This is a genomic window from Bradyrhizobium sp. NBAIM03 (assembly GCF_020194055.1).
In the GTDB taxonomy this organism is placed as follows: Bacteria; Pseudomonadota; Alphaproteobacteria; order Rhizobiales; family Xanthobacteraceae; genus Bradyrhizobium; species Bradyrhizobium yuanmingense.
This window is the reverse complement of the sequence record NZ_JADYVS010000002.1, coordinates 400,878-425,702: the sequence shown is the minus strand read 5'-3', so window position 1 is coordinate 425,702 and position 24,825 is coordinate 400,878. Positions and strand designations below refer to the sequence as shown.

20 protein-coding genes are annotated in these 24,825 nt (G+C 66.3%); 14 read left to right on the top strand and 6 right to left on the bottom strand.

Features of this window, described 5'->3' with window-relative positions:
- Positions 1-90: 90 nt before the first annotated feature.
- Positions 91-2,592 carry a penicillin-binding protein 1A gene (locus I6F21_RS04745; RefSeq protein WP_036022896.1) on the bottom strand — a complete coding sequence of 834 codons (2,502 nt, stop codon included), beginning with the start codon at positions 2,590-2,592 and terminating at the stop codon, positions 91-93.
- A gap of 227 nt (positions 2,593-2,819) precedes the next feature.
- Positions 2,820-4,115, bottom strand: coding sequence for an N-acetylmuramoyl-L-alanine amidase (locus I6F21_RS04740; protein ID WP_036022894.1), 1,296 nt, complete (start codon positions 4,113-4,115; stop codon positions 2,820-2,822).
- Positions 4,116-4,819: 704 nt separating this feature from the next.
- Between I6F21_RS04740 and I6F21_RS04735 the strand changes: the two genes are divergently transcribed.
- Positions 4,820-7,927: a ribonuclease E/G gene (locus I6F21_RS04735; RefSeq protein WP_036000036.1), complete on the top strand. Its 3,108-nt coding sequence runs from the start codon at positions 4,820-4,822 to the stop codon at positions 7,925-7,927.
- A 66-nt stretch (positions 7,928-7,993) separates the two neighbouring features.
- Complete coding sequence (locus I6F21_RS04730; RefSeq protein ID WP_225140342.1) at positions 7,994-9,226, top strand: FAD-binding oxidoreductase; 1,233 nt, start codon at positions 7,994-7,996, stop codon at positions 9,224-9,226.
- A gap of 10 nt (positions 9,227-9,236) precedes the next feature.
- On the opposite strand, the gene I6F21_RS04725 is transcribed toward I6F21_RS04730, so the two are convergent.
- Together I6F21_RS04725 and I6F21_RS04720 are read right to left on the bottom strand one after the other, a co-directional pair.
- A complete protein-coding gene (locus I6F21_RS04725) occupies positions 9,237-9,794 on the bottom strand; it encodes a biotin transporter BioY (RefSeq protein ID WP_225140365.1) in 558 nt (185 codons plus the stop codon).
- Between the two features lie 92 nt (positions 9,795-9,886).
- Entirely contained in the window at positions 9,887-11,074 is a 1,188-nt protein-coding gene (locus I6F21_RS04720; protein WP_225140341.1) for an aminotransferase class I/II-fold pyridoxal phosphate-dependent enzyme, read from the bottom strand.
- 205 nt (positions 11,075-11,279) lie between these two features.
- On the opposite strand from I6F21_RS04720, the gene I6F21_RS04715 reads away from it, so the two are divergent.
- The 10 genes from I6F21_RS04715 (at position 11,280) to aat (ending at position 21,207) form a co-directional block, all read left to right on the top strand.
- On the top strand, positions 11,280-12,680 hold the full coding sequence (locus I6F21_RS04715; protein WP_225140340.1) for a M48 family metalloprotease: 1,401 nt from the start codon (positions 11,280-11,282) through the stop codon (positions 12,678-12,680).
- A 97-nt stretch (positions 12,681-12,777) separates the two neighbouring features.
- Complete coding sequence (locus I6F21_RS04710) at positions 12,778-13,545, top strand: DsbA family protein (RefSeq protein ID WP_036000050.1); 768 nt, start codon at positions 12,778-12,780, stop codon at positions 13,543-13,545.
- A gap of 209 nt (positions 13,546-13,754) precedes the next feature.
- Positions 13,755-14,630, top strand: coding sequence for a DUF1236 domain-containing protein (locus I6F21_RS04705; RefSeq protein ID WP_109143915.1), 876 nt, complete (start codon positions 13,755-13,757; stop codon positions 14,628-14,630).
- Between the two features lie 226 nt (positions 14,631-14,856).
- On the top strand, positions 14,857-15,324 hold the full coding sequence (aroQ, locus tag I6F21_RS04700; RefSeq protein WP_036033642.1) for a type II 3-dehydroquinate dehydratase: 468 nt from the start codon (positions 14,857-14,859) through the stop codon (positions 15,322-15,324).
- A gap of 35 nt (positions 15,325-15,359) precedes the next feature.
- Positions 15,360-15,848: an acetyl-CoA carboxylase biotin carboxyl carrier protein gene (accB, locus tag I6F21_RS04695; RefSeq protein WP_036022883.1), complete on the top strand. Its 489-nt coding sequence runs from the start codon at positions 15,360-15,362 to the stop codon at positions 15,846-15,848.
- Between the two features lie 82 nt (positions 15,849-15,930).
- On the top strand, positions 15,931-17,289 hold the full coding sequence (gene accC, locus I6F21_RS04690; protein WP_057029059.1) for an acetyl-CoA carboxylase biotin carboxylase subunit: 1,359 nt from the start codon (positions 15,931-15,933) through the stop codon (positions 17,287-17,289).
- A gap of 106 nt (positions 17,290-17,395) precedes the next feature.
- A complete protein-coding gene (locus I6F21_RS04685) occupies positions 17,396-18,922 on the top strand; it encodes a CHASE3 domain-containing protein (RefSeq protein WP_225140339.1) in 1,527 nt (508 codons plus the stop codon).
- On the top strand, positions 18,919-19,359 hold the full coding sequence (locus tag I6F21_RS04680; RefSeq protein WP_036000093.1) for a response regulator: 441 nt from the start codon (positions 18,919-18,921) through the stop codon (positions 19,357-19,359). Before I6F21_RS04685 ends, I6F21_RS04680 begins: the two co-directional genes overlap by 4 nt.
- The gene (locus tag I6F21_RS04675; protein WP_225140338.1) at positions 19,356-20,471 is read left to right on the top strand and encodes a histidine kinase dimerization/phosphoacceptor domain -containing protein; all 1,116 of its coding nucleotides are present in this window, start codon (positions 19,356-19,358) and stop codon (positions 20,469-20,471) included. The genes I6F21_RS04680 and I6F21_RS04675 overlap by 4 nt, the downstream gene beginning before the upstream one ends.
- A gap of 55 nt (positions 20,472-20,526) precedes the next feature.
- Positions 20,527-21,207, top strand: coding sequence for a leucyl/phenylalanyl-tRNA--protein transferase (aat, locus tag I6F21_RS04670; RefSeq protein ID WP_225125575.1), 681 nt, complete (start codon positions 20,527-20,529; stop codon positions 21,205-21,207).
- A gap of 12 nt (positions 21,208-21,219) precedes the next feature.
- Here aat and I6F21_RS04665 read toward each other — a convergent pair whose 3' ends face one another.
- A complete protein-coding gene (locus tag I6F21_RS04665) occupies positions 21,220-22,248 on the bottom strand; it encodes a DUF2155 domain-containing protein (RefSeq protein WP_192893224.1) in 1,029 nt (342 codons plus the stop codon).
- 204 nt (positions 22,249-22,452) lie between these two features.
- Here I6F21_RS04665 and I6F21_RS04660 point away from each other — a divergent pair, with 204 nt between their 5' ends.
- Positions 22,453-23,499, top strand: coding sequence for a Na+-dependent transporter (locus I6F21_RS04660; protein ID WP_225113970.1), 1,047 nt, complete (start codon positions 22,453-22,455; stop codon positions 23,497-23,499).
- A gap of 38 nt (positions 23,500-23,537) precedes the next feature.
- Positions 23,538-23,792 carry a PepSY domain-containing protein gene (locus I6F21_RS04655; protein ID WP_036000102.1) on the top strand — a complete coding sequence of 85 codons (255 nt, stop codon included), beginning with the start codon at positions 23,538-23,540 and terminating at the stop codon, positions 23,790-23,792.
- Positions 23,793-23,868: 76 nt separating this feature from the next.
- Here I6F21_RS04655 and I6F21_RS04650 read toward each other — a convergent pair whose 3' ends face one another.
- A complete protein-coding gene (locus tag I6F21_RS04650) occupies positions 23,869-24,807 on the bottom strand; it encodes a GlxA family transcriptional regulator (protein ID WP_225140337.1) in 939 nt (312 codons plus the stop codon).
- Positions 24,808-24,825 lie beyond the last annotated feature (18 nt).

The following is a 24,825-nucleotide window of genomic DNA, read 5'->3' as shown; positions in this document are numbered from 1 at the left end:
GGAATCCCGCGTGCAGTTCGAGAGGGGATGTAGCGGCGGCGGCCGCAAAGCGCAACCGCCCAAACCATGATCGCCGGCCTTATCCGCGGCCTACCACAACCCGCCAGTGCCCGGCCGGAAGAGGAAGCCGGAATCCGGCTGCTGCTGCTGCACCGGCATGCCGCGCCCGTCGGCGTCGGCAACGCCGATGACCGAATAATTGTCCGGCGGCGCCGTGCCGGGCTTGAAGGCTTCGAGGATGGTTCCGCCGGTCTCGCCGGGGCCGGCGCGCATGCCGGTCTTGGCGACGACGCGAACGAGCTTGATGCCGGCGGGCACCTTGAACGGGACCGCGGGCTTGTCGGCGAGCGCGAGCTTGAGGAAGTCACGCACGATCGGAGCAGCGAGATGACCGCCGGTCGCGGCATTGCCCTTACCGAGCGGACGAGGCTTGTCGTAGCCCATGTAAACTGCGACTGCGATGTCCGGCGAGAAGCCGACGAACCAGGCGTCCTTGGCCTCGTTGGTGGTGCCGGTCTTGCCGGCGACGGGCTTGCCGACCTCCTTGATCACCGTGGCCGTACCGGACTGCACCACACCCTCCATCAGCTCGGTGATCTGATAGGCGGTCATGGAATCCAGCACCTGCTCGCGGCGGTCGATCAGCTGCGGCTCGGGCTGGTTCTTCCAGCCGCCCGGCGCGTCGCAGCCTCGGCATTCGCGCTGGTCGTGCTTGAAGATGGTGCGGCCGTAACGGTCCTGGATGCGGTCGATCAGCGTCGGCTTCACGCGGCGGCCGCCATTGGCGAGCATCGAGTACGCCGTGACCATGCGCATCGCCGTGGTCTCGCCGGCGCCGAGCGCGTAGGAGAGATAGTTCGGCAGTTCGTCATAGACGCCGAAGCGGCGGGAATATTCGCCGATCAGGGGCATGCCGATGTCCTGCGCGAGGCGCACCGTCACGGTGTTGAGCGATTGCCGCAGCGCATTGCGCAGCGTCACCGGTCCCTGGAACTTGCCCGAGGAGAAGTTTTCAGGCCGCCACACGCCGGCGCCCTGCCCCTGGTCGATCTCGATGGGCGCGTCGAGCACGACGGTCGAGGGCGTGTAGCCGTTGTCGAGCGCGGCCGAATAGACGATCGGCTTGAACGACGAACCGGGCTGCCGGTAGGCCTGCGTGGCGCGATTGAACTGGCTCTGGTCGAACGAGAAACCGCCGACCATCGCGAGCACGCGGCCGGTCCAGGGATCCATCGCCACCATCGCGCCGGAGACTTCCGGAATCTGGCGAAGCCGGTACTGGCCCTCGACGGGGTGGCCGTCCTTGTAGAGGGGATCGGCATAGATGACGTCGCCGGGCTGGAGCACCTGCGACACCGCTGTCGGCGTCTTGCCTCTCGTGCCGCCCTGCAGCGCCCGCGCCCAGCGCACGCCGTCGACCGTCACGATGCCGGTCTCGCGCTGCTTGCTCACCGCGCCGCCGAGCTCGCGGCCAGGCTGAAAGCCGATCCGTGCCGACTGATCGCTGGTCTCCAGCACTACCGCCATGCGCCAAGGCGAGATGTCGGACAGCGACTTGATCTCGGCGAGCTTCACGCCCCAGTCGCCCGAGATGTCGAGCTTGCTGATGGCGCCGCGATAACCCTGCTGCTCGTCATAATTCACGAGGCCGGCGACCATGGCCTTGCGCGCCATGACCTGAATCTTCGGATCGAGCGTGGTGCGAACCGACAGGCCACCCTCGTAGAGCTTCTTCTCGCCGTAGCGCTCGAAAATGTCGCGGCGGACTTCCTCGGCGAAATATTCGCCGGCAAAGGTGTGGGCGCCGTTGGAACGGCTGGTGACGGCGAGCGGCTCCTTGCGCGACTTGTCCGCGTCGGCCTGCTTGATCCAGCCGTTTTCCACGAGACGGTCGATCACGTAATTGCGGCGCTCGATGGCGCGGTCGCGGTTGCGGACCGGATGCAGCGTCGCCGGCATCTTCGGCAGCGCCGCCAGATAGGACGCTTCCGCCACCGTCAGCTCGTTCACCGACTTGTCGAAATAGACCAGCGAGGCCGCCGCGATGCCGTAGGCGCCGAGGCCGAGATAGATCTCGTTGAGATACAGTTCGAGGATTTTGTCCTTCGAATAGGTCTTCTCGATGCGCATCGCCAGCAAGGCTTCCTTGATCTTGCGTGAGAAGGAGACCTCGTTGGTGAGCAGGAAGTTCTTGGCGACCTGCTGCGTAATCGTGGACGCACCCTGCGGACGGCGGTTGGAGCCGTAGTTCTGCAGATAGAGCAGGCCTGCGCGAGCCATGCCGGTGTAGTCGATGCCGCCATGCTCGTAGAAATTCTTGTCCTCGGCCGCGAGGAAGGCGTTGATCACGAGCTTCGGCACCGCCTGGATCGGCAGATACAGCCGCCGCTCCTTGGCGTATTCGCCGACCAGCGAACCGTCGACCGCGTGCACACGCGTCATCACCGGCGGCTCGTAATCCTGAAGCTGAGAGTAGTCCGGCAAGTCCTTGGAGAAATGCCAGATCAGGCCTGCCACGGCCCCGACGCCAACAAGGAACACCACTGTTCCCGCGGCGAACAGGAAGCCCATGAACCGCACCAGCAAGCGCATTATCTGTTTATCCGTTCAAACTCTGGATCAGCCCAGTATCAGCCCTTTGGCACACAAAACGGTACCAACCTCACGCCGCGAATTCACCGGCTTACGCAATCACATCGAGGCCGGACTTAAGACGCTTGCCGAACAGGTTCTCGCCGATTCCGGAACCCTCTACCGGTTTCTATAAAGCGTCCGCTGTGGCCAAACTAGGGCCTTCGGGCCGGGAGGAACAAACCGGCTCAGTTCGACGTCCCCGCCGTGGCCATCCGCTTGGTCAAAAATCCGTCGATCGCCTGGGCCATCGAGCCCACGGCGCGGGAGCGCCAGCCCTCGGAGACCAGCTGCTCGAGATCGCCCTTGTTGGAGACGTAGCCGATCTCGACCAGCACCGATGGCACGTCGGGCGCCTTCAGAACCCGGAAGCCGGCGGATTTCAGGGGATGCTTGTGCATCCGCACCGTCTGCTTCATTTCGCTCATCAAATGGCGGGCGAAACGGTTTGAAAAGGTGCGGGTTTCCCGCTGCGTGAGGTCGATCAGGATGTCGGCGACGTCGGTCGGCTCCTCCGCGAGGTTGAAGCCGGCGATCGCATCGGCGCGGTTCTCCGCATCCGCCAGCCGCTGGGCCTCGGCGTCGGACGCCTTGTCGGAGAGCGTATAGATGGTCGCGCCCTGCGCATCCCCTTCCGCCCGCGGCAGCGCATCGGCGTGGATCGAGACGAACAAGGCCGCCTTGAGATTGCGGGCGATCTTGGTGCGGTCATTGAGCGGAACGAAGGAGTCGTCGTCCCGCGTCATGACCACGCGGTACTTGCCGGCTTTTTCCAGCTTGTCGCGGAGCGCCAGGCCAAAGGCCAGCACCAGGTTTTTCTCGCTCTCGCCGCTCGACTGCGTCCCGTTGTCGATGCCGCCGTGGCCGGGATCGATCACCACCACCGGTCGAGTATCGGCCTTCTGCTGCGCGCCATCCGGGGCCGCGGCACTGGGAACCGTGGCAGGCGGCGCTTCAGCGATCGCGGGCCGCAGCTCGGGACGGTTTTCGGGGGCACGTGACGACACGAAGGCGGTGCGCTCGACCTCCTCTAGCTCGAGCACGAGCCGGGCGGGTTGGCCGTTGGCCGCCTCCAGCACGTAGGATTTGGCGATCTTCGCCGGTCCGGTCAGGTCGAACACGATTCGCGAGCCGCCGGGCATGACGAGCCCGTAGCGGAAGGCCTTGACCAGCCCCCGCCCCCCGCTTCCGGTCCCGGCGGGCAGCTGAAAATTGACCTGCGGCACGTCCACCACCACGCGGTAGGGGTCGCCCAGCGTGACGGCGCGGAAGGTGACGGTCTGGTCGAGGTCGAGGATGAAGCGGGTCTGCTTGCCGTCGCCGGCCAGGCGGGCGGCCGAGGCGACCGGAAAATTCGCCGCAACGGCAGCAGGTTGCAGCCGGCTCTCGGCGGCGATCAGGCGCGCGGAATCGGCACAGGGCAATGCCGCAGTGCACAGCAACACGCCCCCCAGCAAAATCCGTCGATTTGTGCGGCTCGCCACCGATTCCGTGCCTCCGAGCAGCTCTCTTAGCGCAATAGAACCACAGGGTTAATCGATCCTTAATGACGGAAACGCGAAACTCGGCGACTGTGACCGCCGTGCGACGCTCCCTTGCACGGATGGCTCATTCCTCGTATGTACGGAATGCTGACGGCCGATATTTCCGGTTGTGTCGCATTCAGCCTCCCGGTGCAGCGCCGGAACTCTCAAGGTTTGAGAATTCCAGCGTTTTCCACTTCCCTCTATGACCAGCGCGGTGCGCGGCAGCGAGGTGGAGCGGGTCAAGCCCCGGCGGCGGACGGTCTCGGGCTACCACTCATGTTGCCGGGACGGTTCTGACAGCGGCGTAACCATTACCCGGTCCCTTGATCCCAAGGGGGCGGTTCGTGATCCCCAAGGCGAGCGCGCTCGCGCCGTGCCTGGCCAGCAGCAACTGATTGAAGGGCGGCCTCGCCGCCCAGTGTTTCATACGGGCCGACGCTTGATGCGCCAGACTGTGCCGACGAAATCTGAAGGAGCATTCGCGACGCTGCGGAGTGACAATCCCGTGCGTCGCAATGGTCCTGAAGCTTCCGGTTCGGCAAGGCGCGAGAGACGGCGTTTCGGCCTTCCCCTCACCCCCGAATCAGGTGGACCGTCGCGTCACCCGCCGGCGCGATACGCGCCCACGGCTTATCGCGTCCGCCGCCGCCAAGAGTTAAGACATGCCCAACAAGATGTTGATCGATGCCACCCACCCGGAGGAGACCCGGGTCGTCGTGGTCCGCGGCAATCGTGTCGAAGAGTTTGATTTCGAGACCGCGCAACGCAAGCAGCTGCGCGGGAATATCTACCTCGCCAAGGTCACAAGGGTCGAACCCTCGCTCCAGGCTGCTTTCGTCGAATATGGCGGCAATCGCCACGGCTTTCTCGCCTTCAGCGAAATCCATCCCGACTATTACCAGATCCCGGTCGCCGACCGGCAGGCGCTGATCGAGGCCGAGGAACAGGCCCATCGCGAGGCCGAGGAAGAAAGCGAGAACCGCTCGCACGGCCGTCGCCGCTCGCGGCACCGCAACGCCCGCCGCCGCGGTCATGGCGAGCGCGTGCGCAGCGACATCGTCGAAGGTCTCGAAGCCGGCGCCGATCCCGCCGCTCAGCCGGTCGAAGGCGCCGCGCTGCCCGAGCATGCCGAGGGCGAGCATCCGCACGCCGATACGGAGCATCATGGCGAGCACGAAGGCCACGATCCCGATCATGGTGACCATGATCATGACGAACATCGTCATGCCCGCGATGACGAGCACGATCACGCTCACGATGATGCCCACGGCCGCGAGGACGAACGCGATCATCACGATCATGATCACGCCGACGAGACGCCCGCGCCTGTCGCGGCGGTCGGCGCCGAGCCCGCGGTCGAAACCGCTGCCGAGCCGCAGCCGGCGTCAACCTTCGACGTTCCCGCTCCAGAAGCTCATGCCGCGGAAGCGCAGGCGGAGCCTCTGGCCGAAGCCGTGACATCGGCCGCCGAGCCGGCCGAGGCCATCTACACCGCCGGCGAAAGCACGGAAGCCCCGCATGCGGACGCCGGGGAAGCAGCCGAGGAGGACGACGAGGACGAGGACGGCGAGGATGCCGAAGAGGAAGTCGTCGAATCCGTCGGCGGCGACGACGTGCTCGAGGAAGTGCCGGAGCGCACCTTCCGCCCGCGCCGCCAGTACAAGATCCAGGAAGTCATCAAGCGCCGCCAGGTGATGCTGGTTCAGGTCGTCAAGGAAGAGCGCGGCAACAAGGGCGCGGCGCTGACGACCTACCTCTCGCTCGCCGGCCGCTACGCCGTCCTGATGCCGAACACCGCACGCGGCGGCGGCATTAGCCGCAAGATCACCAGCGCGCAGGACCGCTCGCGCCTGAAGGAAGTGGTGCAGGACCTCGACGTGCCCGAGGGCATGGGCATCATCCTGCGTACCGCGGGCGCCGCCCGGACCAAGCCCGAGATCAAGCGCGACTTCGAATATCTGATCCGGATGTGGGAGACGGTGCGCGACCTCACGCTGAAATCGCAGGCCCCGACCCTCGTCTACGAGGAAGGCTCGCTGATCAAGCGCTCGCTGCGCGACCTCTACAACAAGGAGATCGACGAGATCCTGGTCGCCGGCGAAGCCGGCCACCGCGAGGCCCGCGACTTCATGAAGATGCTGATGCCCGCCAATGTTGGCGCGGTGAAGCAATATCGCGACGGCCAGCCGCTGTTCTCGCGCATGGGCGTCGAGAGCCAGCTCGATGCGATGTTCTCGCCGACCGTGCAGCTGCGCTCCGGCGGCTACATCGTCATCAACCAGACCGAGGCGCTGGTCTCGATCGACGTCAACTCGGGACGATCGACGCGCGAGCACCATATCGAGGACACCGCGCTCAAGACCAACATGGAAGCGGCTGAAGAGGTCGCCCGCCAGCTCCGCCTACGCGACCTCGCCGGCCTGATCGTCATCGATTTCATCGACATGGACGAGAAGCGCAACAACCGCGCGGTCGAGCGCAAGCTGTCCGATTGCCTCAGGCAGGATCGCGCGCGCATCCAGGTCGGCCGCATCTCGCATTTCGGCCTGCTCGAGATGTCGCGCCAGCGCATCCGCGCCAGCGTGCTGGAATCCTCGACCGATCCGTGCCCGCATTGCGGCGGCACCGGCCACGTCCGCTCGGTGTCCTCGGTGGCGCTGCAGCTCCTGCGCGGCCTCGAAGAGATCCTGATGAAGGGCGCCACCCACAATCTCGTGGTCCGCACCCGCACCGACGTCGCGCTCTATGTGCTGAACCACAAGCGCGGCCATCTGCGCGATCTCGAGAACGGCTTCAAGGTCACGCTGTCGGTGATCGCCGATCCCGGCGTCAGCGGTCCGCAGGCCTATGTGATCGACCGCGGCGAGCAGGTGCATACGCTCGAAGCCGCCAAGGCGCTGCTCGTTGCGCAAGCCGCTGCGAGCCCGCCGCCACCGGCCGAAGAGGCCTATGACGACGAGGACGTCTTCGACCTGGAGACGGAATCCGAGGTCGAAACCGACGAGACCGAAGGCCTTGCCGACGAGCAGGCTGGCGGCGAGGCAGCCTCGGAGCAGGACGGCCAGCGCCGCAAGCGCCGGCGCCGCCGGCGCGGCCGCGGCGGCCAGCGCGAAGGAGAGTTGCGCGAGGATACGGCGCCGACCGTGCCTGAGCCCGCGATGATCGCCGGCGAAAGCGAGGAGGAGACCGAGTCCGAGCAGGACGGTGAGGAGGGCGAGGAACAGGCCGCCCGTGGCGAACAGCAGGGCAGCGGTGATCGCCGGCGTCGGCGTGGCCGCCGCGGCGGTCGCCGCCGTCGCGGTGGCGGCGAGGAAGGTCTTGCCGGCTCCATCAGCGACGAGCTCGGCACCAACCCGCCGCCGGAAGCTGCCGATGCAGTGGCCGATTTCGACGGCCTCGGCAGCCAGGCTTCGCCTTCGATCGCGCAGGCCGAGCCGACCGGCGAGCCGCAAGTTGCGGAGCCTGAGCCGCACGCCGAGATCCGAACCGAGGCGCCGGCCCAGCCGGAGCCCGCTCCCGCCGCGACGACCGCAACGCCGGACGAAGAGTCAGCCGGCGACAGGGCCGCGCGGCGCCGCTCCACCGTGCGCGAAAAGGTGAGCTTCCTGGCGAACAGCCAGGCGGAGCCCGCAACGCCGGCGGCGGAGGCGACCGAGCCGGTTGCTGCACCCGCGCCGGCACCTGAGCCCGCGCCGGAGGCGGCAAGCGAAACCCCGGCCGCCCCACGTCGTGCCGGCTGGTGGTCACGCCGTTTCGGCGGCGGCGAGTAAAGGGACAAATGGAATTGAAACCGCCCGGCCCAACCGGGCGGTTTTGATTTGATGAGGTCAGTTGCGATGCAAAGCGCGATCATTCTCGGCGGCGGCATGGTGGGCGTCGGCGCCGCGCTGCATCTGCAGCGGCGCGGCTGGTGGGTGACGCTGATCGATCGCAGGGAGCCGGGCCGCGAGACCAGCTACGGCAACGCGGGGATGATCCAGGCCGAAGCGGTACGCCCCTATCCGATGCCGCGCGACCTCGCTTCGCTTTTGAAGATCGCGACCGGCCGCACCAACGACGTGCGCTACAGCCTCTCCTCGCTGCATCTCCACATCGAGCCCCTGCTCCGCTATTGGTGGCATTCGGCGCCGAGGCGGCATCGCGAGGCGATCGAGGCCTGGGCACGGCTGATCGCCTACGCAACGGCCGAGCACGACATCCTGATCCGCGAGGCGCATGCCGACAATCTCATCCGCCGCGCCGGCTACCGAGCGCTGTTTCGCGATGCCGCTTCGTTGGATCTCTCGGTCAAGGCTGCCGAGGAAGATCAGCGCGAATTTGGCGTGAACTACCGCGTGCTGTCGGGCAGCGAGCTTGCCAGGGCCGAGCCGATCCTGCGCGACGATCTCCCGGGAGCGATCCACTGGCTCGACACCTGGACCGTGTCCGACCCCGGCGCGCTGGTCACGGCCTATGCCGACTTGTTCGCGCGCCTCGGCGGCAGGATCGTGCTCGGTGATGCGCAGTCGCTGCGACAGACCGCGACCGGCTGGTCGGTGGACACCGACCAGGGCCGCATCGACGCTGCCCACGCCGTCGTGACGCTCGGGCCGTGGTCGCCTGATTTATTGTACAAATTCGGCTATCGCATCCCGCTGGTGCGCAAGCGCGGCTACCACATGCATTACAGCGGCGGCGCTTCGCTCGACCTGCCGCTGGTCGACAAGGCCCGTGGCTACGCCATGGGGCCGATGGCCAAGGGCATCCGCATCACCACCGGCGCGGAATTGACGGGCGCGGACGCGCTCGCAACCCCGGTGCAGCTCGCCAGCGCCGAAGCCTCGGCGCGCGAGCTGATCGACCTCGGCAAACGGGTCGAGCCGGATCCGTGGTTCGGCACGAGGCCCTGCACGCCCGATATGCTCCCGGTGCTCGGCCCAGCCCCGCGCCACCCCGGCCTGTGGATGAATTTCGGCCACGGCCACCAGGGTTTTACGCTGGGACCTGCGACCGGGCGCCTGCTCGCGGAAATGATGAGCGGCGAAACGCCCGCGGTCGATCCCACGCCGTACCGGCCCGAGCGATTTTAGCGAGCGCGTCCTATCCGCGACGCTCGACAATCCGGCGCGCCCCCGGCATCAGGGTCGCGCCGAGCGCATTCTTGACCAGCGAGGCCGCGATGAACGGCACGATGCCGACCTGCCAGGCCTTGGTGGCGCCGAGACCAAGGCCGAATGCCAGCCAGCCGAATCCGGCCGCGAGAATGACGATGTGGCCAACAGCCATCGCCGCAAACAGCAGCACGACGCTGCGATCCCAGCCGCGCTCGGCGAGCCAACCGGTCGCGAACGCAGCCAGCACGAAACCGAACAGATAGCCCGCGGTCGGGCCGACCAGCGGCGCGATCCCGCCCACGGGGCCCGCGAACACCGGCAGCCCGATCGCGCCCTCGGCGAGGTAAGCGATCATGGTCGCGCTGCCGAGGCGCCAGCCATAGGCGGCGCCGATCATCAGCACCACCAACGTCTGCAACGTCATGGGCACGTAAGGCAGCGGCAGATTCACCTTGGCCGACAGCGCCATCAACGCCGTGCCGAGCGCGACCAGCACGACGGCACGCAGCGCGCCGACGGATTCGCCTGGCCGGGTCGGCCACATCAAAGCGGCGAGAGAGGAATGTGGCGCAGCGGCGGACGGGACGGAACGGTCTGACAAGCTGAACTCCGGAAGGCTGAAGAAAACTGGCGCAGTTATTTAAGCCACTCAGCAATCCGGTCAACTGCCTCACGCATCTCCCCTGGCGAGCGCGCATAGGAGAAACGAATGAACGAGCGGCCATGGATGGGATCGAAATCAAGGCCGGGCGTTGCCGCCACGCGCGCCTGCTCCAGCATCTGCTTTGCGAATTCGAAACTGTCGGCGGTGAAGTCCGAGACGTCTGCATAGAGATAGAAGGCGCCGTCGGCCGGCAGGAATTTCGTCAGTCCCGCCTTGGGCAAACCATCGATCAGGACGCGCCGGTTTTCCTGGTAGCCGTGCTTGATCTCCTCCATCTCGGCCGCGCCGTCGAAGGCGGCCTCCGCCGCGATCTGCGACAGCGCCGGCACCGAGATCGAGAGGTTCTGCTGCAGCCGCTCGATCGGCCGCACAAGGATCTCGGGCACCACCATCCAGCCGACGCGCCAACCGGTCATACAAAAATACTTCGAGAACGAATTGATCACGAGCGCGTGCTCGGACAGCGCGGCCGCAGTCACGGCCGGAAACGCGTAATCGAGCCCGTGATAGATCTCATCGGAGATGAAGCGGATGCCGGCGTCTTCCGCGGCCGCGATCAGGCCGGCGAGCGCTTCACGGGACATCATCGTGCCCGTCGGATTGGCGGGGCTGCCGACCAGAACACCCTTCAGCGGCGCCTTGCGATGCGCTGCGAGCAGGGCCTCGCCGGTGAGCGCGTGACGCGTTTCGTTCGTGGTCTCGATCAGCACCGGCTCGCAGCCGAGCGCGGTCAGGATGTGTCGATACGGCGGATAGCCCGGCACCGTCACGGCGACGCGATCGCCAGGTTCGAACATCGACAGGAACGCCAAGATGAAGCCGCCCGATGAGCCCGTCGTCACCACGATCCGCTCGGGGCTGACATCGCAGCCATAGGTGTCGCGATAATGGCGCGCGATGCGCGCGCGCAAGGAAGGGATGCCGAGCGCGGACGTATAGTCGATTCGTCCGGCCTCGAGCGCCGCATGGGCGGCCGCGATCGCGGTCCTGGGCGCGCCGGCCGCGGGCTGGCCGACCTCCATGTGGATCACATGACCGCCGGCGGCCTCGATTCGGGCCGCCGCGGCCATGACGTCCATCACCATGAACGGGGGAACATCGCTGCGGCGGGAGGGCTCGAGCCACTGCCCCAACCGGTTCCTCAATGTCGCGTCGTGCATCGATTTCTGCTATTGGCTGGCGAACCGGTCCGTCCGGTCCGTAAACGGGGCGCTTGTGCCCCAGACTGGCCGCATTGTACGGCTCATAAGGGCACCGCTCACAAGGGCATATCGCGTATCCGGTCCGCCGCCAATCGCCAAAACCAATCACTGAACTGCTTGACCAAGACCACTTGACCGAGCCCCTTTTGACCAAGACCGCTTGATGTCGCTCCAGATCGCATTGCGCAAGAAGGCCTCCGCCCTCACCGCCCTCGTCACGGCCACGGCGATCGCGCTGACGCCGTTCACGGCCGCGCGCGCGCAGGCCAAGGGGCCGCCGGTCCTGCGCGACACCGAGACCGAGCAGCTGCTGCGCGAATACACGCGTCCGATCCTGCGCGTTGCGGGTCTGGAGAAGCACAACATCCAGATGGTGATCATCAACGACGGCTCGTTCAACGCCTTCGTCGCGGATGGCCGCCGCATCTTCGTCAATTGGGGCGCGATCCTGCAATCGGAGACGCCGAACCAGATCATCGGCGTGCTCGCGCACGAGACCGGACACCTGGCGGGCGGCCATCTGTCCAAGCTGCGCGAGCAGCTCGCCGCCGCCCAGACCCAGATGATCATCGCGATGCTGCTCGGCGCCGGCGCGATTGCGGCCGGCAGCACGCAGCGCAGCAGCGTAGGCAACAACGGGCTCGCCAATGCTGGCGCGGCCGCCATCGCCGCTCCGCAGGAGGTGATCCGCCGCACGCTGCTGTCCTACCAGCGCCAGCAGGAGGAGAATGCCGACCGCGCCGGCGTGAAATTCCTGGCTGCGACCCAGCAATCGCCCAAGGGCATGTACGAGACGTTCAAGCGCTTCACCAGCGAGAGCCTGTTCGCCGCGCGCGGCGCCGATCCCTATCTGCAGTCGCATCCGATGCCGGCCGAGCGCGTCGCCGCACTACAGGAGTTCGCAAGCTCCAGCCCCTACTGGAACAAGAAGGACGATCCCGCGCTCCAGCTTCGGCATGACATGGTCCGCGCCAAAATCTCCGCCTTCATGGAGCGGCCGGAGACGGTGTACCGCCGCTATCCCCAGACCAACGACAGCCTGCCGGCGCGCTATGCCCGCGCCATCAGCACCTATCTGCACGGTGATCTGCGCAGCGCGCTCGCTCAGATCGACGCGCTGATCCAGGTGCAGCCGAACAACCCGTATTTCTACGAGGTGCGCGGCCAGGCGCTCCTGGAAAGCGGCAAGGCGGCCGAAGCGATCGCTCCCTTGCGTAAGGCCGTCGCCCTCTCGAACAACGCCCCCCTCATCGAGATGTTACTTGGGCAGGCTCTGGTCGGAACCGATAATAAGGCCTACACCGACGATGCCGTTCGGATTCTCCGCGCCGCGGTGGCCCGGGAGCCCGAGGCGGCGCTCGGTTATACCCAGCTCGCGATGGCCTATGGCCGGAAGGGAGATTATGCGGAGGCAGATCTCGCCTCGGCCCAGGCCGCATATTTGCGCGGCGACAACAAAACCGCCCGCGAGCTTGCCACGCGCGCGAAAACACGTTTCGCCGTCGGCACCCCCGGATGGGTCAAGGCCGACGACATCGTGGCGGCGAAGCCGCCGCGCAACTGACGCAAACTCGAACGACGCCCGACCACGACGTCACGACACCGGGCTTGAATCCGCCGGGACGTTTCTCGAAACCTGCTTTGGATAAGAGGATTTGACTATGCCTTCGCTGCGCCTGTTCGCTCCTGCCTTGTTCGCGCTCGCCATGTTCGGCGCAGCCGTGCCCGCCTCGGCCGACAGTTTCTCCGACAGCCAGCGCACCGAGATCGAGAAGATCATCAAGAACTATCTCGTCAGCCATCCCGAGGTGCTCGAGGAGGCCATGGCCGAGCTCAGCAAGCGCCAGGCCGCGGCCGAAACGCAGAAGCACCAAGCCAGCATCGCGCAGAACGCCGAGGCGATCTTCAACTCGCCACGCCAGGTCGTGCTCGGCAACAGGGACGGCGACGTCACCTTCGTCGAGTTCTTCGACTACAATTGCGGCTATTGCAAGCGCGCGATGGACGACATGCTGACCATCATGAAGGGCGATCCGAAGCTGAAGGTGGTGCTGAAGGAATTTCCGGTGCTGAGCCAGGGCTCGGTGGAAGCGGCGCAGGTCGGGGTCGCCGTGCGCATGCAGGATCCCTCCGGCAAGAAATATCTCGACTTCCATCAGAAACTGCTCAGCGGCCGCGGCGCCGCCGACAAGGCCCGCGCGATGCAAGCCGCCAAGGAAGCCGGTCTCGACACGGCTCGCATCGAGAAGGACATCGCCAGCCCCGAGGTGCGCGCCACCCTCGAGGAGAATTTCAAGCTTGCCGAAGCGATGGGCATGAACGGTACGCCGAGCTACGTGATCGGCAAGCAGATCGTGATCGGTGCCGTCGGTGTTGAAAGCCTGAAGGAGAAGATCGGCATTGCCCGTTGCGGCAAGGCGACCTGCTGATCACAGTTTTACGATAGCGAGAACACAAAAAGGCCGGCAGACATGCCGGCCTTTTTTCTTGCGCTGAACGTTGGCGCCTTCGTGCAAAGTCATTCATCTGGCGTTCAACAAACAAAAGCCGCGGAACAGTCGAAGTTCCGGAACAACTCAAATCCCCTTTCGTTGTCGGCGCGGGCAATGACGCGAATGAACACGTGAGGAGAATTTCGATGTTGAACCGCTTTATGATTTCGGTTGCCGCAGTCGCGCTCGTCGCGGGCACTGGCCTCGCGAACGCGCAAGGCAACATGGGCCGCGATAGCGGCGGCGGCGCCGGTGGCGCGCAGATGCAGCATTCGCAGCCTTCCGGCGGCGCGGCTGAGCGCGGTGGCTCGATGAGCCAGGACAAGGGGACCGTTGGCCAGGCCGGCGGCTCCGGGACGATGAAGTCCGAAGACAAGTCCGGCGCGATGAAGGACGAGCGCTCCTCGGGCGGCGCGATGAACAAGAACGCGGCCGAGGACAAGTCTGGTACCACCAAGGGCCAGCGCACCGATGATCGCGCGCAGGGCCAGATGGACAAGTCCCAGCAGGACAAGTCCAAGAGCATGAGCCAGGACACCAGCAAGTCCGGTGCTAAGGACCAGAAGGACATGAAGGCTGAGGGCAGCAAGAGCGGCACCTCGACCACCGAGACCCGACAGGGCACCGGCACGAGCACCAACCAGAATGCTCAGGGCCAGACCGGCACCAGCACCAACCAGAACGTGCAGGGTCAGACTGGCACCAGCTCGACCCAGAACGCGCAGGGCCAGAGCTCGACCACGGTCGGCCAGGCCGGCGCCGCTGCCAAGCTTTCGACTGAGCAGCGCACGCAGATCACGTCCGTGATCCGCGAGCAGCGCGTCGCCCCGGTGACCAACGTGAACTTCTCGATCTCGGTCGGCACCCGCATCCCGCGGGAGGGCATCACCCTTCACGCCCTGCCGTCGCGGGTCGTGTCGATCTATCCGGAATGGCGGAGCTACAAGTACGTCCTGGTCCGGGAAGAGATCGTCATCATCGATCCGGACACCTACGAGATCGTGGCCGTCCTGAACGTCTAAGGCGGACACGGGCAATCTCAGGGGCGGGCAGCGATGCCCGCCCCTTTGCATGCGCCCGGCAGCCATGCTTCGGACTGGTTAACAAGCAATTTCCGTGGTTTCCGCACAGGTTTTTGCGCACTGGATGAGGCGGTTGAACCCAACCTCAAGGCCCTTCAAGGCTTCCCCTCACGCGCTTTGTTACCTATAACCCCCGCCACGCCGAAACACCTCTTCCGGGATTGGAATGGCCGAACCTGCAACCGACACGATCCTCGTCCTGAACGGGCCGAACCTCAACATGCTGGGGACCCGCGAGCCCGACAAGTATGGCCATGCGACGCTGGCCGACGTTGAGGCGCTGTGCCGGGACACGGCCGCGACGTTCGCCCTGAAGGCGGACTGCCGGCAATCCAACCGCGAAGGCGAGTTGATCGATTTCATCCACGAGGCGCATGCGCGCAAGATGAAGGGCATCATCATCAATGCCGGCGGCTATTCCCACACCTCCATCGCACTGCACGATGCGCTGCTCGCGGTGCAGATTCCGACGGTCGAGGTGCACGTGACCAACATCCACGCCCGTGAGAGTTTTCGTCACCATTCCTACACCGCGCGCGCGGCTTTCGCCTCGCTCTGCGGTTTCGGCATCGAGGGCTACCGCCTCGCCATCCAGGGCCTTGCCGCCAAGCTCGGCATCAAGCCCAACGCCTGACGCTCCCTTCCAACAGAACATTCGGATCAAACAACATGGCGCGCCAGCCAGACGACAAAGCAGCCGCAAAGTTTTCCAGCGAGGATTCCGCGCTCGTCCGCGAGCTGGCACTTCTGCTCGATGAGACCAGCCTCACCGAGATCGAGATCGAGCGAGCGGGTCTGCGACTGCGCGTTGCCCGCAACATCAGCGTTGCCGCGACCATGCCGATGCAGGTGACGGCTCCTCCGGCCGCCCTGCCGGTGGCAGCAAGCCCCGCGGCCCCTGCCGCGGCCGATCTGTCGAAGCATCCCGGCGCCGTGACCTCGCCGATGGTCGGCACCGCCTATTGGGCGCCGGAGCCGGGCGCAAAGCCGTTCATCGACGTCGGCACCAAGGTCTCAGTCGGCCAGACCCTGCTGATCATCGAAGCCATGAAGACGATGAACCAGATCCCCTCGCCGCGCGCCGGCACGGTGACGCAGATCCTGGTCGAGGACGGCCAGCCGGTCGAGTACGGCGAGCCGCTGGTGATCATTGAGTGACGCGAATGGGGAATAGCGAATAGCGAATGGCGTCAGCCTTCCCTACTCGCCATTCGCCACTCGCCATTCGCTGCAGGACAACATGTTCGACAAGATCCTCATAGCCAACCGCGGCGAGATCGCCCTTCGCATCCTCAGGGCCTGCAAGGAGCTCGGGATCGCCACCGTCGCCGTGCACTCCACCGCCGACGCCGATGCCATGCATGTGCGGCTGTCGGACGAGAGCGTCTGCATCGGGCCGCCGGCGTCCAAGGACAGCTATCTCAACGTGCCCGCCCTGCTCGCGGCCTGCGAGATCACGGGCGCCGACGCGGTGCATCCCGGTTACGGCTTCCTCTCCGAGAACGCGCGCTTTGCGGAAATCCTCGCCGAGCACAATCTGCACTTCATCGGTCCGAAGGCCGAGCACATCCGCCTGATGGGCGACAAGATCGAGGCCAAGAAGACCGCCAAGCGCCTCGGCATCCCCGTGGTGCCCGGCTCGGACGGCGCCGTCGGTCCCGACGACGATGCGATGGCGATCGCCAGGAAGATCGGCTTCCCCGTGCTGGTGAAGGCGGCGGCGGGCGGCGGCGGCCGCGGCATGAAGGTCGCGCACAGCGAGGCCGACCTGCAACTGGCGCTGTCGACGGCGGCCAACGAGGCCAAATCCGCCTTTGGCGACGCCTCGGTCTATCTGGAAAAATACCTGCAGAAGCCGCGCCACATCGAGATCCAGATCCTCGGCGATGGCCGCGGCGGCGCGATCCATCTCGGCGAGCGCGACTGCTCGCTGCAGCGGCGCCACCAGAAGGTCTGGGAGGAAGGCCCCTCGCCCGTGCTCGCCGCCGCCGCGCGCGCCAAGATCGGCGAGACCTGCGCGAAAGCGATGCGCGAGATGAAATATCTCGGCGTCGGCACCATCGAATTCCTGTTCGAGGACGGCGAGTTCTACTTCATCGAGATGAATACCCGCATCCAGGTGGAGCATCCCGTCACCGAGAGCATCACCGACATCGACCTCGTGCTGGAACAGATCCGCATCGCCGCCGGCGGCGACCTGCCGGCCAGGCAGGACGAGGTCCAGGTCATCGGCCATGCGATCGAGTGCCGCATCAACGCCGAGAATCCGCAGACCTTCCGCCCCTCCCCCGGCCGGATCCTGCAATATCATCCGCCCGGCGGCCTCGGGGTGCGGATCGATTCCGCCGTCTACCAGGGCTACACGATCCCGCCCTATTACGACTCCCTCGTTGGCAAGTTGATCGTGCATGGCAAGACCCGCGCCGAATGCCTGATGCGGCTGCGCCGCGCCTTGGACGAGATGGTGGTCGAGGGCATCGAGACCACGCTGCCGTTGTTCCGCGCGCTGGTGCGCGAAGCCGACATCATCAACGGCGACTACCACATCCACTGGCTGGAGCAGTACCTGGCCGGCAAGGTGGAACCAGCGCCACGATAATCACGCCCTCTCATGGAACCCCTTGCCTCCAATCGCGTTCTGGAGGGTTGGGGCCAGTTCTAAGGGGGTGTTTTGGACTCCATTGCCTGTAAACAGGTGAACCGTCGTGACGGCTGACGGCCAGCGACGGCGCGCATTCTGGCAGATCCTGCTGTTCGCGGCGGGCCTTTTGGTGCTGACCGTGATCAGCGCCGGTTCCGTCTACCTCGTCAACAAGGCGCGGGAGGACAGCAAATGGGTGGTTCACACCATCGAGGTGGAGAACCAGATCAATGCCCTGCTGCTGGAGATCCGACGTGCAGAGAGCGGCGCTCGTGGCTACCTGTTGACCGGGGAAGACAACTTCAGGACTGACCATGAAAAGGCCGTGGCCGCCATCATCCCGGCCCTCGACAAGCTCACCCGCCAGAGCGTCGACAATCCGGGGCAACGCGAGAATGTCGAGAAGCTGAGCGCGGCGATCGAAACCCGGCTCAACCAGTTCGCGCAGGAAATGACCTTCATTCGGCAAGGCCAGCCGGACAAGGCCACGGCACTGGTGCGTGAGCTAGCAGCCCAGGACGCCACGGCGAGGATCGCCAGCGTCGCCAACACGATGATGCGGGAGGAGGAGCGGCTGTTCCGCCTCCGCACGGCCAACTCCGACCGCAGCCAGACCCTGGCCGCCTCGATGACCGGTATCGGATCCGGCCTGGTTGTGGTGCTGGCGCTGATCTCGATCTGGCTGGTGCGGCGTTCGACACGCGAACGCGATGCGGCCGAAGCGCGCCTGCGCGAGGCCTACGCCAACCTCGAGACCGTCGTCGACGAGCGCACGGCGGATCTGCGCGAAGCCAACGACGAGATCCAGCGCTTTGCCTATATTGTCAGCCACGATCTGCGCTCGCCGCTCGTTAACATCATGGGCTTCACGAGCGAGCTCGATGAGCTCGGCGGCGACATCTTCCGCCGCATCGGCAGCCTCTCGCACGCCCCCGCGGAAGGAGCGCCGCTCGCGCCCGCCGCGCCGGGCGAGATCGCGCTCGAGGGCGGCGACAAGCAGCTCCAGGAGGATTTCTCCGAAGCGCTCGGCTTCATCAAATCGTCGATCGCCAAGATGGACCGGCTGATCTCGGCCATCCTCAACCTCACCCGCGAGGGCCGGCGCGAATTCCAGCCGGTGAAGGTCGACACGCGCGAGCTGATCGAGGCCATCGTGACGACGCTGGCGCACCAGGCCGCCGAGGCGCAGGCCGAGATTCACGTCGAGCCCCTGCCGGACCTCGTGAGCGACCGTCTCGCCCTCGAGCAAATTTTCTCCAACCTGATCGACAATGCCATCAAATATCTCAAGCCCGGCGTGCCCGGCGAGATCAGAATCCGCGGGCGGACCAAGCTCGGCTACGCTATCTTCGAGGTCAGCGACAACGGCCGCGGCATCGATCCCAAGGACCACCAGCGGATATTCGACCTGTTCCGCCGCGCGGGAACCCAGGACAAGCCCGGCCAGGGCATTGGTCTTGCCCATGTGCGTGCACTTGTGCGTCGCCTCGGCGGCACCATGTCGGTATCATCGGAACTCAACACGGGCAGCACCTTCACGATCACGCTGCCGATCGCCTGGAACGTGAGCAACCGGAACAGAGATCGATGACCCAGCCTGTCACCATCATCATGGTCGAGGACGACGAGGGCCATGCCCGTCTGATCGAGCGCAATATCCGCCGCTCGGGCGTCAACAACGAGATCGTCTCCTTCACCACCGGGACCGACGCCATGCGGCACCTGTTCGGCGCCGACGGCTCCGGGCTGGTGCAGAAGGGCAACGCGCTCCTGATCCTGCTCGACCTCAACCTCCCCGACATGACCGGGATCGACATCCTGAAGCAGATCAAGGAGAACAAGTACCTGAAGGCCTCGCCCGTGGTGGTGCTGACCACCACCGACGATTCCCAGGAGATCAAGCGCTGCTACGAGCTCGGCTGCAACGTCTACATCACCAAGCCCGTCAACTACGAGAATTTCGCCAACGCCATCCGGCAGCTCGGTCTGTTCTTCTCGGTCATCCAGGTCCCGCCCGCCGCCACATGAACCAGCGCACGCCGACACTGCTCTACATCGACGACGACGGGGCGCTGGCGCGCCTGGTCGATCGCGGCCTGACGCGGCGCGGCTTCCGGGTCGTCCATGCCGCGAGCGGCGAGGAAGGTCTCGAGCACATCCGCCGCGCCGCCGCCCAGAACAGCACCGTAGGCGGCATCGACGTCGTCGCGCTCGACCAGTACATGCCAGGCCTCGACGGGCTCGAGACGCTCGAGCAGATCATGGCGATCCCGGACGCGCCGCCCGTCGTGTTCGTGACCGCCTCGCAGGATTCCAGCATCGCGGTGACGGCGCTCAAGGCGGGAGCGGCCGACTATCTGGTCAAGGACGTCCAGGGCGACTTCATCCCGCTCCTCCACGTCGCCGCCGAAGGCGCGCTACGCCAGGCCGAGCTGCAACGGGCTCGCGAGGAAGCCGAGGCCGAGATCCACGCCTCGCGCGACCGCTACGCGGCGCTCGCCGCCGAACGCGAGCTCCTGCTGCGCGAGGTCAATCACCGCGTCGGCAACTCGCTCCAGATCATCGCCTCGCTGCTGCATCTGCAGGCAAGCTCCGCCGCGCAGGACGAGGTCAAGGCGGCGCTGACCAACGCGATGGGCCGCGTCGCCGCGGTGGCGCAGGTGCACCGCCGCCTCTACACCTCGCAGGACCTCAAGAGCGTGGTCCTCAATCAGTATCTGGACTCGCTGCTCGAGGATCTCAGGCGGTCGGCCGAAGGCAACCGCATGTCGCGCCTGACGCTGAAGGCTGAGCCGATCGAGATCGATCCGGACCGTGCGGTCGCCGTCGGCATCATCGTCAACGAGCTGGTGATGAACGCGGTGAAATACGCCTATCCCGACGGCGCCGGCCCGATCCATGTCGAGCTGATCTCGCAAGGCGACGACCTCCTGCTCTCGATCACCGACGACGGCGTCGGCGACAACGCCAAGGCCGATCCGCGCTCCACTGGCATGGGCCAGCGCATCGTCGCGGCCATGGCCACCAAGCTCGACGCCACGGTCGAGCGCGATCCCGCGCATTCCGGAACCCGGGTCGTGCTGAAGTTCGGCCGCATGCCCGCAAGCGTCGGCAAGACCAGCACCGCTGCCGCGAGCTGAGCGGTCCGGCCGCACCCATCGCAACTGCATTGCGATCCTGCTATGATGGCAAGCCATGACTTCGCGCGACTCCGCCCCGTCTGAAATCACGCCGGCCGTGCTGCTGCGCGCTTATGCCTGCGGCATCTTTCCGATGGCCGAAAGCGCCGACGATCCGACCCTGTTCTGGGTCGAGCCGGAGCTGCGCGGCGTCATCCCGCTCGACGGCTTCCGCGTCGCCTCGCGCCTCGCGCGCACGGTGCGCTCGGATCAGTTTCGCGTCACCGTCAACACCGCATTCAAGGCGACCATCGCCGGCTGCGCGGCGCCGCAAGTGGGCCGCGAGGACACCTGGATCAACAAGCGTATCCGCGACCTCTATGGCGGGCTGTTCGAGCTCGGCCATTGCCACAGCGTCGAAGCCTGGCAGGGCGACGAGCTGGTCGGCGGTCTCTACGGCGTCAGCCTGGGGCGGGCCTTCTTCGGCGAGAGCATGTTCCACAATGTGCGCGATGCCTCGAAGGTCGCGCTGGTGCATCTGGTCGCGCGGCTCATTCACGGCGGCTTCGAGCTGCTCGACACCCAATATGTCACCGAGCACCTGAAGAGCTTCGGCGCCGTCGAGATCTCGCGGCGACGCTATACCGCGCTGCTCGACAAGGCGCTGGCGGGCGAGCCCGGCGATTTCCTGAAGCTCTCCGCCGGCGAAGCGATCCCGGGCGCACGAGCCCTCGAGATCATCGCTGCGCGGCAATAACGAACAGCTCGGTTAGCGGCCAAATCCGGGAATGCCGAACAGGCCTGGGCGCTGCTCCGGTGGTGGCGGCGGTGGCGGCGCCGGTTGCTGCTGCTGGATCGGCGGCAGCGGCTGCGGCGGGCGCTGCTGCACCTGCTTGGGCGCGGCCTTCTTCTGCGCGGGCGGCGGTGGCGGCGGCTTGGCCGCGGCCGGATCCGGTGCCGCCGTCGCCACAGTCTGCTGCGGCTCTTTGCAGTCGGTCAGCCAGATGTCGTAGATCGGATGCTCGACGCCGTGCAGGCCGGGGCTCGCCGCGTACATCCAGCCCGAGAAGATCCGCTTCACCTCGCCCTGCAAGGTGATCTCGTCGACCTCGACGAAGGCGTCGGTGTTGGCCGCTTCAGTCGCCGGACGCGTGTAGCAGGCGTTGGTCTTGACGCGGAGCGCACCGAACTGGACGGTCTCGCCGATCTCCTCGTCGAAATTGATGATGCGCCCGGTGATCTTGTCGAGGCCGGAGAACGTCGCCTTCTTGTTCACGATCTTCTGGGCCGGCGGCTCCGTCACGACCTCGTCGCCCGGCTGGAGGCTGGCCGGCGTCTGCGGCACGCCGCCCTTCTGCTGGGGCTGCCGCTGACCGGGCGCTCCGGGAGCGCCTTGCGGACCCGGCGGAGTGATCGCGGCCGAGGGCGGCTGGTTCGGCGGCGCGAGGGTCGAGCCCGGCGGCGGTGCTAGGGGCTGGGTCTCGACCGGCCCGGGCATCACGTTGCCCTGCCGGCCCGGAGGCGGCGGCATCGGGCGCGACGGCAGCACCCGGCCCTGCGGCGGCAGCTCCGGCACCTCTTCGTCGTCCTCGGGCATCTGCTGCGGCTGGGGCTGGCCGCGCGGAATGCTGCCGGGCGGCCGCAGCGGCGGCGGATCGGAGAAGATCGTGCCGATCTGCGCACTTGCCGGCGTCGCAGCCGTCAGTGCGGTGGCGGCCAAAAGCGCCGCAAGACCGGTCAGGGAAAAGGTTTTGAACATTTCGCGCGGCTTCAACAGCGAATCGGGCTCGTTGGACATTCTACAGGGGATACCGCCGCTCGCAGGCCTTCCGGTTAACACGCCGAATACGGCGGGGGAAGGGCGGCATCCCTGCCCTTCCCGGCCCGGTCTGGCCAGGCCGGCTCCCGGATGGGATAGTCCTGAGCCCCTCGCCGGGGCACCCCCATGGCCGAAGGCGAGCATGCCCTCCAAAGCGCTACGCAGCCGATAATACCGACAGAAATGCCCTCCCTCCTCCGAGCCGTCCTCGCCCTTCCCCTGCGTGCCCTCGGCTGGCTTGGTGGCCAGGGCACGCGCGCGGTGGCGGCGATTGCCTTCATCGCGGTCGCGGTGCCGCCGCTCGGCGCGCTGCTGCGCCCCTACGTCACCGAGGCGATCTTCCTTCTGCTCTGCATCTCCTTCATGCGCGTCGATCTCGGCGCGCTGTACGGACATCTGCGCCGGCCGGCGCTGGTCGCGGCCGCCACCGCCTGGACCACGATCGGCGTGCCGCTAATCTTCGCCCTCGCTGCCCACGCGACGGGGCTCTCCACGAGCTCTCCAGGCCTTGCTCTCGCGCTGATGCTCCAGGGCATGGCCTCGCCGATGATGGCGGCGCCAGCGCTTGCCGCGCTGATGGGCCTCGATGCCGCGCTGGTGCTGGTCACGCTGGTGACCTCGACCGCGCTCGTGCCATTCACCGCCTCGCTGTACGCGAGCCTGTTTCTCGGCGGCATGCTCAGCATCTCTCCGATGACGCTCGGCTTGAAGCTGCTCGGCATCCTCGCCGCATCACTGGTGACCGCCACGATCATCCGCCGTCTGGTGGGCAGTGATGCAATCCAGCGCCACAAGCGGCCGATCGACGGCCTCAACATCATCATACTCTTGGTGTTCGCCTCCGCAGTGATGGGCGACGTCGCAACCGAGTTTCTCGCCGATCCGCTGTTCACGATCGCCGTCGCGCTGCTCGCTTTTGCGGTCTACTTCACCCTCCTCGCCGCAACCACGCTGATCTTCCGACGTGCCGGCACCGAGCGCGCGTTCGCACTCGGCCTGATGGTGTCACAGCGCAATCTGGGCCTGATGCTGGCGGCCACCGCCGGCGCGCTGCCGGCGACGACCTGGCTCTATTTCGCGCTGACGCAGTTTCCGATTCACTTTGCGCCGTACATGCTGATGCCGATCGCAAGGCGCCTGACGGCACGCACGAATGGGTCCAGCGAGGCAAAAAAGGCCGAAGTTCACTCGTTTGTGTCACAGGAGCGCCGTGAAGGAACAACAATCTAAGGTGGCCGTTCAAGGTCTGTTACCCAAAGGAGGTCGCGATGAGGTTTGCCGTGATTTTGGTTCTCGGCTCGCTCGCGCTGGGCTCGGCCGCGAGAGCCGATCGACCCGGCCCCGACTGGATGCCGATGCAACAAGTGATAGCCAAGATCCTGGAGGCGGGCTATTCCGAGGTCACCAAGCTTGAAGCCGACGATGGCCGGTGGGAGGGCGAAGGCATCAAGAACGGCCAGAAGATGGAATTCCGTGCCGATCCCAAAACCGGCGCCATCGTGAGCGAGAAGCCGGACAAGTGAGCATCGCCGAAGTCCGCTTCTGAGCAACGCCCGACTTCGCCGTTCCGCAGGGCTCGCCAAGGTCAAGAGAAACGTCCTACCCCGCCCGCGCCGCGCGCCGCAGCGCCTGCGGCGGCTGGCCATAGGCGCGGATGAAGGCACGCCGCATGCGCTCGGGGTCGCGGAAGCCGGTCACCTCCGCCACGCGCTCGATCGCCTCGCGCGAGGACTGCACGCGCTCGCGCGCGACTTCGAGCCTGAGCCGCTCGATCGCCTTGGACGGTGTCGTGCCGGTCTCGGCGGCAAAGGCGCGGGCAAAATGCCGCGCGCTCATGCCGGCGCGATCGGCGAGATCCTCCACCGTCAGCGGCGCGTCGAGATTTTCGCGTGCCCAGGACAAGAGCGTGCCGAAGCGTCCGTTTGGCGCCTTCAATTCCAGCAGCGACGAGAACTGCGACTGGCCGCCGCTGCGGCGATGGTACAGAACGAGCTGCCGCGCAGTTGCCTGCGCGATCTCCTCGCCGTGGTCCTCGGTGACCATAGCCAGCGCGAGGTCGATCCCTGCGGTGATACCTGCGGAGGTCCACACATTACCGTCGCGGGTGAAAATCTGGTCCGGCTCGAACTTCACCTTGGGAAACCGCGCGATGAAATCGCGCGTCCGTCCCCAATGTGTGGTGGCGCGGCGGCCGTCGAGAAGCCCCGCCGCGGCGAGCACGAAGGCGCCCGAGCAGACGCTCGCGACCCGCACGCCGCGCCGTGCCAGCCGCTGCACGAAGGCCCGCGTGACCTCGCAGCGCGCGGCCTCCGCGACGCCCATGCCGCCGGCGACGACGAGCGTCGTGATCGCGTTCGCGGTCTTGAAGTCGCGCGCCATCATCTCGACGCCCGACGAGCTGCGCACCAGCCCCGGCTTGGCGGCCAGCACGCGGATGGCTGGCGCCTTGCCGAGGCAGCGCGCTGCGATCTCGAACGCCGAGATCGGACCTGCCGCATCGAGCAGCTGGAAGTCCGGGAAGATCAGGATGCCGATCATGGGCCAAGCCTGGTATGT